The sequence below is a fragment of the Microcoleus anatoxicus genome, from assembly GCF_042465725.1.
In the GTDB taxonomy this organism is placed as follows: Bacteria; Cyanobacteriota; Cyanobacteriia; order Cyanobacteriales; family Microcoleaceae; genus Microcoleus; species Microcoleus anatoxicus.
The window spans coordinates 5,911,868-5,924,756 of sequence record NZ_CP120853.1 but is presented as its reverse complement, the minus strand read 5'-3'; the positions used below and the strand labels follow the sequence as shown (position 1 = coordinate 5,924,756).

14 protein-coding genes are annotated in these 12,889 nt (G+C 45.4%); 13 read left to right on the top strand and 1 reads right to left on the bottom strand.

The genetic code is table 11. The features are described 5' to 3' along the window. Positions 1-121 precede the first annotated feature (121 nt). Entirely contained in the window at positions 122-1,609 is a 1,488-nt protein-coding gene (locus P2A85_RS25810; protein ID WP_377476175.1) for a carotenoid oxygenase family protein, read from the top strand. A 183-nt stretch (positions 1,610-1,792) separates the two neighbouring features. Next, positions 1,793-2,692 carry a DUF4436 family protein gene (locus tag P2A85_RS25805; RefSeq protein WP_377476174.1) on the top strand — a complete coding sequence of 300 codons (900 nt, stop codon included), beginning with the start codon at positions 1,793-1,795 and terminating at the stop codon, positions 2,690-2,692. A 109-nt stretch (positions 2,693-2,801) separates the two neighbouring features. On the opposite strand, the gene P2A85_RS25800 is transcribed toward P2A85_RS25805, so the two are convergent. After that, complete coding sequence (locus P2A85_RS25800; protein ID WP_377476173.1) at positions 2,802-3,656, bottom strand: SGNH/GDSL hydrolase family protein; 855 nt, start codon at positions 3,654-3,656, stop codon at positions 2,802-2,804. 41 nt (positions 3,657-3,697) lie between these two features. Here P2A85_RS25800 and P2A85_RS25795 point away from each other — a divergent pair, with 41 nt between their 5' ends. The 11 genes from P2A85_RS25795 (at position 3,698) to P2A85_RS25745 (ending at position 12,735) form a co-directional block, all read left to right on the top strand. Next, on the top strand, positions 3,698-3,991 hold the full coding sequence (locus P2A85_RS25795; RefSeq protein ID WP_341736591.1) for a nucleotidyltransferase family protein: 294 nt from the start codon (positions 3,698-3,700) through the stop codon (positions 3,989-3,991). Continuing rightward, positions 3,988-4,323, top strand: coding sequence for a DUF86 domain-containing protein (locus P2A85_RS25790; RefSeq protein ID WP_377476172.1), 336 nt, complete (start codon positions 3,988-3,990; stop codon positions 4,321-4,323). The genes P2A85_RS25795 and P2A85_RS25790 overlap by 4 nt, the downstream gene beginning before the upstream one ends. Then, positions 4,323-4,616 carry a nucleotidyltransferase family protein gene (locus P2A85_RS25785; RefSeq protein ID WP_371119109.1) on the top strand — a complete coding sequence of 98 codons (294 nt, stop codon included), beginning with the start codon at positions 4,323-4,325 and terminating at the stop codon, positions 4,614-4,616. Before P2A85_RS25790 ends, P2A85_RS25785 begins: the two co-directional genes overlap by 1 nt. After that, positions 4,613-4,963 (top strand): DUF86 domain-containing protein, encoded by a 351-nt coding sequence (locus tag P2A85_RS25780; protein WP_377476171.1) that lies wholly within the window; start codon positions 4,613-4,615, stop codon positions 4,961-4,963. Before P2A85_RS25785 ends, P2A85_RS25780 begins: the two co-directional genes overlap by 4 nt. A 207-nt stretch (positions 4,964-5,170) precedes the next feature. Then, positions 5,171-5,704: an RDD family protein gene (locus tag P2A85_RS25775; protein ID WP_377476170.1), complete on the top strand. Its 534-nt coding sequence runs from the start codon at positions 5,171-5,173 to the stop codon at positions 5,702-5,704. Between the two features lie 38 nt (positions 5,705-5,742). Next, positions 5,743-5,931: a 50S ribosomal protein L33 gene (gene rpmG, locus P2A85_RS25770; RefSeq protein ID WP_265238844.1), complete on the top strand. Its 189-nt coding sequence runs from the start codon at positions 5,743-5,745 to the stop codon at positions 5,929-5,931. 113 nt (positions 5,932-6,044) lie between these two features. Then, a complete protein-coding gene (gene rpsR, locus P2A85_RS25765; protein WP_006631377.1) occupies positions 6,045-6,260 on the top strand; it encodes a 30S ribosomal protein S18 in 216 nt (71 codons plus the stop codon). 176 nt (positions 6,261-6,436) lie between these two features. Beyond that, positions 6,437-8,443 (top strand): ribonuclease catalytic domain-containing protein, encoded by a 2,007-nt coding sequence (locus P2A85_RS25760; protein WP_377476169.1) that lies wholly within the window; start codon positions 6,437-6,439, stop codon positions 8,441-8,443. Positions 8,444-8,682: 239 nt separating this feature from the next. Beyond that, the gene (locus P2A85_RS25755) at positions 8,683-10,122 is read left to right on the top strand and encodes a 1-acyl-sn-glycerol-3-phosphate acyltransferase (RefSeq protein ID WP_377476168.1); all 1,440 of its coding nucleotides are present in this window, start codon (positions 8,683-8,685) and stop codon (positions 10,120-10,122) included. A 172-nt stretch (positions 10,123-10,294) separates the two neighbouring features. Then, positions 10,295-11,188, top strand: coding sequence for a sensor histidine kinase (locus P2A85_RS25750; protein WP_377476167.1), 894 nt, complete (start codon positions 10,295-10,297; stop codon positions 11,186-11,188). A gap of 110 nt (positions 11,189-11,298) precedes the next feature. Beyond that, positions 11,299-12,735: an IctB family putative bicarbonate transporter gene (locus P2A85_RS25745; RefSeq protein WP_377476166.1), complete on the top strand. Its 1,437-nt coding sequence runs from the start codon at positions 11,299-11,301 to the stop codon at positions 12,733-12,735. The last annotated feature ends 154 nt before the right edge of the window (positions 12,736-12,889 follow it).

Sequence of the window (12,889 nt, the reverse complement as noted above, 5' to 3'; positions counted from 1 at the left end):
TTTCATTCTCAAGAAAACGATAATTGTGTAGGGGTAGTGGATGGTGCGTGCCTACCCCCCTCACTCACTCTCTCACTCTCTGCGCCCTTTGTAGTTAAATCAATAAAAGCTTATTCTACCAATGCAAAACCTAGAAACTTCCGAACTAAAAACAACAGCCAAAACCTCATCATACGATCGCACCGACTGGCAACGAGGCTACCAATCCCAGCGTCAGGAATCCGACTACTGGATAGACGAAATAGAAGGTGAAATCCCCCCCGACTTACAAGGCACATTCTTTCGCAACGGGCCAGGCTTGCTAGATATCAACGGCGAACAAATTCACCACCCCTTTGATGGCGATGGGATGGTTTGTGCGATCGCAATTTCCGACGGACGCGCCCACTTCCGCAACAGATTCATCCACACCGAAGGCTATCTAGCAGAAAAAACAGCCGGAAAAATCCTCCATCGAGGCGTTTTCGGCACCCAGAAACCAGGAGGTTGGCTAAGTAATATATTTGACCTCAAAATCAAAAACATTGCCAACACCAACATCATTTATTGGGGAGAAAAACTATTAGCACTTTGGGAAGCAGCAGAACCCTACAGACTAGACCCTTCCACCTTAGAAACCATCGGCTTAGATACCCTAGACGGCATCTTGCAGCCCGGTGAAGCTTTCGCCGCTCACCCCAGAATTGAAAAAGGCAAAAATGGAGCCGGAGACAGACTCATAAACTTTTCTGTCAAACCTGGTTTGTCCAGCGTAATTACAATTTACGAACTCGACGCAAGTGGCAAACTTTTGCAAAAACACGCCCATGCAATAGCAGGTTTTGCCTTTCTACACGACATGGTAATTACCCCCAATTACTGTATATTTTTCCAAAATCCCGTCAGCTTCAATCCTATACCTTTCGTGTTAGGAATGCGGAGTGCGGCCCAGTGCATTCAATTTTCACCCAACAAGCCCACGCAAGCAATTTTAATTCCGCGCAACGGCACCGATCAAGTGAAAATATTAGAAACAGAACCATGTTTTGTTTTCCACCACTGCAACGCCTGGGAAGAAGACGGCGAAGTCTTTGTAGATTCAGTATGCTACGAATCATTCCCCAATGTCGAGCCAGATGGTGATTTTCGCGAGATTGATTTCGATAGCATTCCCGCCGGGGAATTGTGGCGGTTCAAGCTGAATTTACAAGCCGAAACAGTGGAGCATCAAGTAGTTGAAACTCGGTGCTGCGAATTTCCAACTTTACATCCAAATAACGTCGGACAGCCTTACCGATATCTTTACATTGGTGCCGCCGATGCTCCCACCGGCAATGCTCCTCTGCAAGCCATCCTCAAATTTGATTTCCTGACTGGTGAAAGGCAACTTTGGAGTGCGGCACCGCGCGGTTTTGCTGGGGAACCAGTGTTTGTGGCGCGTCCCGATGCTGTGGCTGAGGATGATGGCTGGCTGCTGGTTTTGATGTACGATGCTGCTAATCATCGATCGACCTTAGTAATTTTAGATGCTAGGGATATCGCGAAAGGGCCTGTGGCGCAGTTGCATTTAAAATATCATATTCCCTACGGTTTGCATGGAAGTTTCACATCAAATGTATTTCTTCCTTAAACCATAGGTTAGCAGTCCGCTGGAATCTCAAGGAAAAGTGCGATGTCTGAACAAGACATCGCTAATATTATTACGAGCCAACCTGGTAAAAAATCCGGTTTATGATATAAAATACTCACTCTTCTCTTCCTTCGCGTCCTTTGCGCCTTCGCGGTTAAATCATTCCGAATTATTATCTAATTCATGCAAATTGTCAACCACAATAACCTCAAAAAAATACTTATTTTAATTTGCAATCTCATCCTAATTTTTGCAATTACTTTATCTATTTACTCTCCCGTAGCTCATGCTCAAGAACCTTACAGCCCCAATCCAGAAAGCTCTGCGGCTCCCAAAGGCTTAGTAGAGGTGACAATGACTGCGATCGGAGTAGATCCAATTAAAAACGAATTAGAAACACGCTTAGAATTTGAACTAAAAGGCATTTACAAAAAAGGACCTACCTACCCAGCTCAAGATTTGTTAATGACAGTTAACGGTGCAAATATAGAAGATTCAGAAATCACTTTTAAAGCAGGTAAACCGATGTTTTTTCCGGCTTTAAAGTTCAATTTAGTCAAGGGTAAAATTAACAATTATCCCTTTGACAGGCACATTGCTAAAGTAGCTATTTCCATCGATCCGCTGCCTTCGATTCGGAAAAAATTTGCCCCTTTTGAACTCAACCCCGTACCGCTGCTATTTAAGTTCAATGCCGATGTTCCAGGTTTTGACATCACTTACAAGCCTCTGGAAGAAAATTCATCTATCTTTATTTATATCGATGTTCGCATAACTCGATCGCTCCCGGTAAAATTTTTTGCTTTAACGATTATCGTGATTATGTGGGTGCTATCAACTATGGCGCTCCTGCTAGCATTGAAAGTGATGAAATCGGGTAAGTTACCGGAAATTGGAATGTTGAGTTGGACTGCTGTGATGCTGTTTGCTTTTCCGGCTATTCGTAATGCTCAGCCGGGAGTGCCTCCTGTGGGAACAGCAAGTGATTTCTTATCGTTTTTTTGGACGGAAATTATTGTAGTCGTGGCTTTGGTGATTATTGGTAGTTGTTGGTTGAAACGGTATCATCCACCAATTGAATAATCGAGTTGGGGTGGGGCGGGTTTATGAGATTATGGGTTTTAGGCAATTATTGTTGGTAAAACCCGCCCCTACCAAACTTATGTTTACTGAGGCGCCGACTCTCGGAAATTCAATTCTTGATTTCCCAATTTTCAATATCTTTTGTTGGTATTCCCAAGCCTCGCAAAATACTAAAAGCCATGATTCGATACCCGGATGGATTCGGGTGCACTCCGTCTGCTGCTAACAAATTTAGAGTTTTGCCAGCGTGTCTTTGAAAAGTGCCGATCACTTCCCGAAAAGGTTTATTTAAATCAATAAATAAGCATTGATTCTGTAAAGCAATTTCTCGCATGGCGATAATATATTCTTGTAAACGCTGGTTTTCTGGACCGTCGAGAACTTCACGGATGGGAGTAGGAGAAAGTAGCGCCACTCGAATTTCTGCTGCTTTGGCTGCTTCCACCATTTGTGTGAGTTTCTGTTTGTATTCTGCTAATCCTACTCCGGTGGATAAGTTTCCTTGGGGATGAAATTGATGGGTTTGGAAGTCAAAGAATGCGTGCCAAACGTCGTTGACTCCAACGTTAATCATGACTAAATCGGGTTTTTTGTCAATGACATCTTGCTGGAAACGTGCTTGCATATCTGTGGCTTTGTTCCCGGAGATGCCGACGTTGATGATTTCGATCGCGCGATCGGGATAAAGGCCATTTAGATAGCGTTGCAGTAGCCAAACGTAACCTCCGGGGTATTTGCCGGCTTCTGTGATGCTGTCGCCAATGGTGACTATTCTGCCTTTACCGGCGAGGATGTTCTCGATTTCTGGCGGTAGACTAGCTATTGATGGGGATTCGGGAAACATGGGAATTAAGGAGTGAGGAATGTTGATAACAATCAAAGCAGCAATTACTGCGGTGGCAAATCTGATGACTATTTGCTTTAATGGATATTTGGGGCGTGGCGATCGCACTTTGGGAGACATTACGCAGTTTATATTAAATTCATGCTTGAGGAAATTGTATGATGAAACTACAACAGTTATTACAGTCCAAGCGCGAGGATATTCTGGCGGTGGCGCTGCGACATGGGGCCTTTAATGTGCGGGTGTTCGGTTCGGTGGCGCGGGGTGAGGAGACTGAGAGTAGCGATATCGATCTGTTGGTGGATTATGATTTACAGAAAATTTCGCCTTGGTTTCCTGTGCGGTTAATTCGAGATTTGGAGGATTTATTAAGTCGGAAGGTGGATGTGGTGACGGAGAAGGGGCTAAAGGATCGAATTCGCGATCGGGTTTTGCAGGATTGTATTTTGTTATGAGAAGTGATACTGAACGACTCAAGGATATTGATGAGGCGATCGCAAAAATTGAAAAATACACTGTCAGGGGAAAGCAGAATTTTTTAGATGATGAGTTGGTACAGACTTGGGTTTTATTCAATCTACAAACTATTGGTGAGGCGGTAAGGTCGATATCTGAGGATATTAGGAGACGCTATTCACAGGTAAGTTGGCAAGATATTATTGATTTTCGCAATTTGGTTGTCCATGAGTATTTTAGAGTTGATTTAGATTTAGTTTGGCTGATTGTGGAGAATGAGTTGCCGAGTTTAAAGTCTCAAATTAAATTGATGCTTGAGGAAATTGTATGATGAAACTACAACAGTTATTACAGTCCAAGCGCGAGGATATTCTGGCGGTGGCGCTGCGACATGGGGCCTTTAATGTGCGGGTGTTCGGTTCGGTGGCGCGGGGTGAGGAGACTGAGAGTAGCGATATCGACCTTTTGGTGGATTATGATTTACAAAAAATTTCGCCTTGGTTCCCAGGGGGGCTATTGATGGATTTGCAAGATATGTTAGGTTGTAAGGTAGATATTGTCACGGAACAGGGGTTAAGTCGTTTGATTAAGGATCGGGTTTTGGCGGAGGCCAAGTCTCTATGAATTTAGAACGAGATCGGGTTTATATTGAGCATATTTTGGAATGTATCAACAAGATAAATGAGTATACTGGCAACGATCGGGAACGCTTTATGCGCGATGATTTGGTGCAAGATGGAGTTTTGCGACGTTTGCAAACGATGGCAGAATCGACTCAAAGGTTATCGGATGATTTAAAGACAAGTATTGTAGATATTGATTGGCGGGCTTTGTCGGGGTTTAGAAATATTTTAGTTCACGATTATTTAGACGGCATCGATCTTAATCGAATCTGGGATATTATAGAGAATTATTTGCCTGATTTGGAAAGGGCCACTCAAGGTATTGCTAATACTTTTTGGAATAATTAAGGATGCTATATGATGACTTTACAAGAAATTATAGACATGGTTCAAAGTTTATCAGTAGAAGATCGGGAGAGGAATTGTTAGAAATGGTAATTTTATTGATTGATATTGGGAGCCATGATGACGTTTATTAAAGGGTGAAATAACTTCTGAAGTTTCAGGTATGATACAAAAAGGACTTACGCACTTTAAAGTAATTCTTTTTTGCCCATGAGTTCCGATCTAGTTCCTCTCCTGCCCAAAGTATCCATTGGCCGTCGCGCCGCTGCTTTCAGCATTGATACGATCGCCGTTGGGCTACCCAGTTTGCTTCTTGGTACAAATTCGATCGTCCAAATCATCTTTTTTGTTATACTCTGGCTAATCTTGCGAGTAGCCATCGTCAGGAAAAATAAAGGCCAAAGTCTCGGCCGCTGGGCTTTGGACATGAAAATTGTCGATCCCAGACTCGATCGCACTCCCGGCCTCCAAGAACTGTCGAAACGCGAGGCTGTGCTTGGCACCTGTGCAGCCCTAGCCTTCCTAGGTATAGGGGGACTCACATCCACCAATGCCGCCGTTTTGTTACTCCTATTACCCCTGGCGATCGACTGTAGCGTTGCTTTCACCGACACCGCCCGATTTCCCCAGGCATTTCACGATCGCCTTGGTGGTACGATCGTCGTCGGCACCCGCCGTGGCTACTCCCTAGACATCAAAGTCAAAAGATTGCTTGACCAAGTGCACAGCAATGTGAGAAGATAATAAATTGTGTTTAAATTAGTCGAAATTTATTTAGAATTATGGCTAAAGGCGTCCGCATCATAATTACTCTAGAGTGTACTGAGTGCCGAACTAATGCCAGCAAACGCTCAAAAGGCGTTTCTCGGTACACCACGACCAAAAACCGTCGGAACACGACGGCCAGACTAGAACTCAAAAAGTTCTGCCCCCATTGCAACAAGCACACTGGTCACAAAGAGATCAAGTAGTCATTAGTCATTAGTCAGTAGTCAGTAGTCATTTGTTATTTGTTAGTAACCAATGCCCAATGCCCAATGCCCAATGCCCAATGCCCAATGCCCAATTACCAATTCTCCAAAAAATGACTTACTTTCGCCGGCGTGTATCGCCAATTAAACCAGGAGATCCGATCGACTACAAAGACGTCGATTTACTCAAAAAATACGTCACCGAACGGGGTAAAATCCTGCCTCGGCGGATTACAGGCTTGACAGCCAAACAACAACGAGACCTGACCAGAAGCATCAAACGAGCCAGAATTGTAGCTTTGATGCCCTTCGTCAACCAAGAAGGTTAATCGCATTTTGGATTTAAGATTTTAGATTTTGGACGGTCATAAAACCTAGGCAAAAGTAACGTTTTTTACGTGATTTAACCAGAAAAAATACAATTCTCCAAAATCTAAAATCCCCAAGTCGAAACCAGACAAGTAGCCCATGTAAAAATCTAAAATATAAATTATATAACTGGCAAGTGGAGAAGGGAACCTTAGTAGAATTTAGACTGCACGGCGACCGCCGTCTAGCGGTTGCCGATCGCCCAGACGGCAAAAAAAACTGGGTGGTGGTAGACGAAAACGGTCAACCGCACAGCATACCGCCGAAACAAATCACCTACGAAATTGCCGGAGAAACCTACAAACCCTCGGACATCCCAAAATTTCATCAAGAAGTAGAAGTTTACTCAGATCCATCCAGTCTCGAAGTAGCTTGGGAACTGCTAGTAGGGGACGGAGAAGCAGCGGACCCCGAATCCTTAGCAATGCTACTCTTTTCCGAAAAAACCCCTGCTCAGTGTTACGCAGCTTACTCTCTGTTGTCCACAGATAAATTGTATTTCAAGCAAAAAGGCGATCGCTACGAACCGCGTTCCGCAGCCCAAGTAGCAGAAATCAAACACCAGCAAGAAGTAGAACAGCAACGACATCAAGAAGCCCAAGGATTTTGGGATCGAGTCAAGCAGCGACTGGTCGGGGAAAGTGTAGACTGGGCAAATAGCGATCGCCATCGCCTCGATGCCCTAGAACGATTTGCCACCCTGGGAGAAGAAGCAACACACCGCACCCCAGCCCTAGAAACATTAGCCAGCCTAGAACGTCCCGAAACACCAGAAGCAGCCTTTCAACTATTAGTCGATCTCGGCCTGTGGAGTCACCACGAAAACCTGTTTTTGCGACGTAGCCAAATTCCCCTACAGTTACCAGCCAAGGTATTAGAAGGAGCTCAACGCTGCCTAGAAAACCTCCCAAGCGATGCCGACACCAGTCGTCTCGATTTAACTCACCTCAAGGTTTACACCATCGACGATGAAAGCACTACAGAAATAGACGACGGACTCAGCTTAGAATTCCTGGAAAACGGCCAGCAGCGCCTGTGGATACACATCGCCGATCCCACCCGCTTACTCTCCCCCGGAGACGAACTCGACCTCGAAGCCCGGAAGCGCACCACCACAGTTTACCTGCCCACGGGGATGATACCCATGTTTCCCCCAGAGTTGGCAACCGGGCCAATGAGCTTAATTCAAGGTAAAGAGTGCAGCGCTCTCAGCTTCAGCGTCACCTTAGATGAAACTGGTGCAGCCCAAGATTACAGCATTCACATCAGCACGGTGAAACCTACCTACCGCTTAACCTACGATGAGGTAGACGAGATGCTGGAGTTGGGAATCCCAGCAGAACCGGAAATAGCTGCACTAGCAGAAGCGGCCAAACTACGGCAAAAATGGCGGGAAACCCAAGGTGCAATCAGCATTTTCATGCCCGAATCGGTCATCAAAGTCAAAGGCGATGACATCAACATTTATGTGATCGATGACTCCACCGCCCGATTGCTAGTAGCTGAAATGATGATCCTAGCGGGGGAAGTGGCCGCCCGCTACGGTCAAACTCACGGCCTAGCCATACCCTATCGCCATCAGCCCCAGCCAGAACTCCCACCAGAGGAAGAACTTTTAGCTGTGCCGGCAGGCCCCGCCCGTGCTTGTGCTGTGCGCCGCTGTATGCCCCGCAGCGAAATGAATCTCACCCCTGGAAGACACTCTAGTTTGGGTTTGGAAGGATACACTCAAGTTACTTCTCCCATCCGTCGTTATACCGATTTACTGACTCATTTCCAAATTAAAGCTCATCTGCGGGGCGAACCCCAGCCTTTTTCTGCTGAAGAAATGCAGGACATTGTGATGTGTCTGGGTACAGCAGTCAGAGAAGCTTCTAGTGTTGAACGCCAAACCAATCGCTATTGGGGATTGGAATATTTGCGGCGCAACCCAGATCAAGTCTGGGAAGCTTTAATGTTGCGCTGGCTGAGGGAAGATAGCAATCTGGGATTGATTTTGTTGGAAGAGTTGGGTTTAGAATTAGCTATGCGCTTTGGTCGATCGGTCGAAATAGGCGATCGATTTGAAGTTAAAGTCACTCATTGCGATCCGCGATCGGATGTAATTCAATTCCAAGAAGTGATTCTCCAAGCAGCGGAATAGGATTTTAGATTTTGGATTGTGGCGCTGTGAAACAGATAAAAAACCTGTTTTCTTTAGTCCTTCGACGTAAGTCCTGATAGAGTAGGAATTTATATCAAATCCGGCGGCATCGGAATTATTAATCAATCTCTTCTCTTTCTTCGCGTCCTTCGCGCCTTCGCGGTTAAATCATTCCGATGCTAACGGATTTGCTATCATTCCTTCCCGCAGCCAAAAAATCTCAAATCTCAAATCCTCAAATGCCGAATTCAATTAGCCAAGTTCAGCCGCCGCTGGAATTCATACCTCCAGCCTACAACCCCCTAATCGTCCAGGGCTGTCAGCAAATACTCCCCTGGTGGCTGCGATTTCGGACAAATATCAGCGACATTCAAGCGGAAAATGTCGAAACCCTCGCCGGACTGTTTCACCAATTTCAAAATCAAAAAGTTCGCTTCTTACTAGCCTTCCGCCACCCCAACTCAGACGATCCCTACTGTTTGGGACAACTGGTGTGGAAACTCGTACCCCAAGTGGCGCGCCAACAAGGGATTCCCCTGAAATTTCCCGTACATTCCCACTTTATCTACGATCGCGGAATTCCTCTCTGGGCTGGTGCGGGTGTAGGTTGGCTATACTCTCGGCTCGGTGGAACTCCCATCGTTCGCGGTAAGATCGATCGAGCTGGATTGCGATCGGCGCGCGATTTATTTGCTAACAGCCAATTTCCCATCGCCGCCGCTCCCGAAGGCGCCACCAACGGTCACAATGAAATAGTTAGCCCCCTCGAACCCGGTATTGCTCAAATGGGATTCTGGTGCGTTGAAGATTTACGAAAAGCCGGACGCCCGGAAAAAGTGGTAATTGTACCACTTGGTATTCAATACCGCTATGTCCAGCCACCTTGGGAACAACTAGAAAAACTTTTAACTCAATTAGAAACTGATTGCGGATTAGCAACATTAGATAGTAACAATTTTCCCAATTTAGACACGAATCATCCGAATTCCGAAATTCACCATCACAAATTTCAATATTTACGACTAATTCGATTGGGAAGTTATTTATTGTCAGTAATGGAACAGTTTTATCGAAGATTTTATCATCAAGATTTACCCCCACATCCCGATAAAGCAGTATCAGAATTGATGACGGAAATCACCAATAATGATTTGGACAATGAAGTGATTATCTCTAGATTAAAAGCACTTTTAGATGTGGCTTTACAAGTGGCAGAACAGTATTTCAACTTGAAGCCAAAAGGCAGTTTAATCGACAGATGCCGCCGATTGGAACAAGCAGGATGGGACTATATTTATCGAGAAGATATTAAAGATATTGCAGCACTTTGTCCCTTAGAAAGAGGATTAGCCGATCGCCTAGCCGAAGAAGCCAGTCTCCGAATGTGGCACATGAGACTCGTAGAAAGCTTCGTATCCGTTACGGGCAAATATGTACAAGAACAACTGACGGCAGAACGCTTTGCCGAAACAACTTTACTACTGTCCGACGTACTGGCTCGCATCAAAGGGGGAAATCCTTTCGGGCGACCGCATTTGGGGAAACAGCAAGTAACAATGACCGTGGGCGAACCGATATCCGTGGACGATCGCTCCGAGGGATATCAAACCAGTCGCAGAATAGCAGTTGCCGAACTCACTCAAGACTTGCAAGTAGCTTTAGAAGGGCTAATTCATTAGTCATTAGTCGTTAGTCAGTAGCGGTGCCGGCTCAGCTTCATCGAAGGGTCATTAGTCAATAAGCCTTCCTATAAGGACGGGGTTCGCAACCCAATTTCCTGATAAACTTTGGAAAGAGGTCTGAGCCACCCCTAAAAAATTAACCCTTGATAATAACCCAGAAAAATAAGCAATGAGTAACAAACCTATCAATTTGTCTAGTAACTCAATAAAAATAAAACTGCTGAATTATTTAGCCCAAGAATTGCTGACTCCCCTCACTTCAGTTATTGGGATGGCCAGTGTATTGAACCAAGAAATTTATGGTCCCCTGACAAGTAAGCAAAAAGAATATATCGATGTAATCCAAGATAGTAGTCGGTCTTTGCGATCGCTAGTTGAAGAAATTTTAGGACTCGCAGAATTGGATGAATCCTGTTTCACCATCAAGCGAACCGCAATAGATATAGAAACTTTGTGCCAGCAGGTTGTGACTAACCTATCGCAACCGGCATCTAAAAGAGAGCAAGAAATTAACCTGTCTATCAGTCCAGGGCCCCGTATTTGGCTGGCAGACAAAGACAAAGTTCAGCAAATGCTCCACCACTTAATTTTTAGCGTGATTCAATCTGCTGGGGCAGGTAGCGTAATTCGAGTACACGTTGTTCGCAAAGATGATGGCATCAATATGGGAGTTTGGGTGTTTCACCCTTGGTTGGGAGAAAGTTTGCCCCATGCTAAACTCTACTCCGACCACTTGTTAAAAGTTGCATCGGGTCGGAGTTCCCTAGGGAACTCCGACACCAGAGAATTGGGAATCGAATCTCAATATTCGCCAGCAGTACAAGCTTCCCAGCCATTAAAGCTTTCTTTCTCTGAGTTGGCGACTTTGGTAGCGGAAAATGCCACGGATACCTCACCAGTGTTAGCTGGCTACGGGGATAGGGAGCGTTTGGGATTGCTGCTGTGCTGTCAGTTGGTGGAAATTCAAGGCGGTCAACTCTCAATTCAAGGAACGCCAGAATCTGGGTATCGCTATGTGCTTTCGCTTCCTTGCGTCAATGCTACTGATTTGTTGGAAAGGTAAAGTTAGTTGTGATTACTTATTTGTTGTTCTCATAACGAATAACCAATAACTAATAACCCATAACCAGGCATCCCCAATCACCAATAACCAATTCCTAATTTTAAATTGAAATGAATTCAGTTTGGCAAAAATTAACTCTAGCAAACTTCCCACTTTTACAATGGCAAAATGGAAGTTATTTATTGAATGTCGCCATCGGCAATGCGCGAAGTTGGCGGCAAAGTAGCTGGCTGATGCAATGGGCGGAACCACTGGGTTTTGTATTGCTGGCTTTGACGTTTGGTTTGGGCCCCTTTGTCAACAATGCCCTGGTGGGTGTGTTGATGGCTGCTGGCGCTGCGTTTTGGGTACTGCTGACGGTTTCCGACGATCGCGCGATCGCCCTGACACCGATTCACCTGCTAGTATTCCTGTACTGGGGCATTGCTACCGTCGCCACCGCCATGTCCCCAGTGAAAGCAGCAGCTTTTACAGGCTGGACGAAGCTAACGCTGTATTTGCTGTTTTTTGCATTGATGGCTAGGATATTGCGATCGCCCCGTTGGCGATCGTGGTTAATCGCCGTGTTTTTGAACGTCTCTCTCATCGTCAGTTTCTACGGCGTGCGACAGTGGATTGATAAAGTGCCACCCCTAGCTACTTGGAACGATCCCACTTCTAGTCAAGCAAATGTCACGCGAGTTTACAGTTTTTTAGGAAATCCCAACTTGCTTGGTTCCTATCTGCTACCGGCAATTGCATTGAGTGCAGCAGCACTTTTTGTGTGGAAAGGATGGGGAACTAAAGCTTTGGCACTGACCATGTTAGTCGTCAATTGCGCCTGTTTGCGCTACACCGACAGCCGTGGGGCTTGGATCGGTTTTGTAGCTTTACTGGTAGTGTTTTTAATCCTGCTGTGGTATTGGTATAGTCCTTTAATGCCTCGGTTATGGCGCACTTTAGCCCTGCCGTTGGGGTTAGGAGGTTTAGCTATGGCGTTAATTTTGGGAGTAGTTTTAGTAGCACCCCTGCGGGAAAGAGTGACGAGTATGTTTATCGGGCGCGGTGACAGCAGCAACAATTTTCGGATTAATGTTTGGACTGCGGTGATTGACATGATTCGCGATCGACCAATTCTCGGCATTGGTCCCGGTAACACTGCTTTTAATAAAGTTTATCCACTGTATATGAAGCCGAAATACACGGCTTTGAGTGCTTATTCGGTGCTTCTAGAAATAGCGGTAGAAACTGGTTTTATCGGTTTGACTTGTTTTCTGTGGCTGCTGACTGTCACCATCAATCAAGGTTTGTTGCAGATCAAAAATCTGCGGGATGCACAATTTCAGCAGCTTAACTCCCAGGAAGAATCCCCAAGTCCCACATCTAATCAGGGGTTTTGGTTGATAGCGGCGATCGCCACTTTAGTCGGCATGATGGCCCACGGTTTTTTCGATACAGTTTGGTATCGACCAGAAGTGAATATGCTGTGGTGGTTGATGGTAGCGATTATTGCCAGTTTTTACAGAAATTCCCCGCAGCCAGATTCAGCCTTGACTACCGAAGAATAAAAGGATTATGTATAGCAATGCCCCGTGGCATTGCTGTCAACTTTCAAAGTGATGACCTGCCAGATTTCCTGATAGTAACCGACCTTCTTTCTATGTGGGTTATATCAATTCCGGTTGTATCGGAATGATTTAACCGCGAAGGCGCTAAGGACGC

Bases quoted from the DNA above. Each gene is read 5' to 3' on its own strand.
- P2A85_RS25810 (WP_377476175.1), top strand. From the start codon at position 122: ATGCAAAACCTAGAAACTTCCGAACTAAAAACAACAGCCAAAACCTCA.
- P2A85_RS25805 (WP_377476174.1), top strand. From the start codon at position 1,793: ATGCAAATTGTCAACCACAATAACCTCAAAAAAATACTTATTTTAATT.
- P2A85_RS25800 (WP_377476173.1), bottom strand. From the start codon at position 3,656: ATGTCTCCCAAAGTGCGATCGCCACGCCCCAAATATCCATTAAAGCAA.
- P2A85_RS25795 (WP_341736591.1), top strand. From the start codon at position 3,698: ATGAAACTACAACAGTTATTACAGTCCAAGCGCGAGGATATTCTGGCG.
- P2A85_RS25790 (WP_377476172.1), top strand. From the start codon at position 3,988: ATGAGAAGTGATACTGAACGACTCAAGGATATTGATGAGGCGATCGCA.
- P2A85_RS25785 (WP_371119109.1), top strand. From the start codon at position 4,323: ATGAAACTACAACAGTTATTACAGTCCAAGCGCGAGGATATTCTGGCG.
- P2A85_RS25780 (WP_377476171.1), top strand. From the start codon at position 4,613: ATGAATTTAGAACGAGATCGGGTTTATATTGAGCATATTTTGGAATGT.
- P2A85_RS25775 (WP_377476170.1), top strand. From the start codon at position 5,171: ATGAGTTCCGATCTAGTTCCTCTCCTGCCCAAAGTATCCATTGGCCGT.
- rpmG (WP_265238844.1), top strand. From the start codon at position 5,743: ATGGCTAAAGGCGTCCGCATCATAATTACTCTAGAGTGTACTGAGTGC.
- rpsR (WP_006631377.1), top strand. From the start codon at position 6,045: ATGACTTACTTTCGCCGGCGTGTATCGCCAATTAAACCAGGAGATCCG.
- P2A85_RS25755 (WP_377476168.1), top strand. From the start codon at position 8,683: ATGCCGAATTCAATTAGCCAAGTTCAGCCGCCGCTGGAATTCATACCT.
- P2A85_RS25750 (WP_377476167.1), top strand. From the start codon at position 10,295: ATGAGTAACAAACCTATCAATTTGTCTAGTAACTCAATAAAAATAAAA.
- P2A85_RS25745 (WP_377476166.1), top strand. From the start codon at position 11,299: ATGAATTCAGTTTGGCAAAAATTAACTCTAGCAAACTTCCCACTTTTA.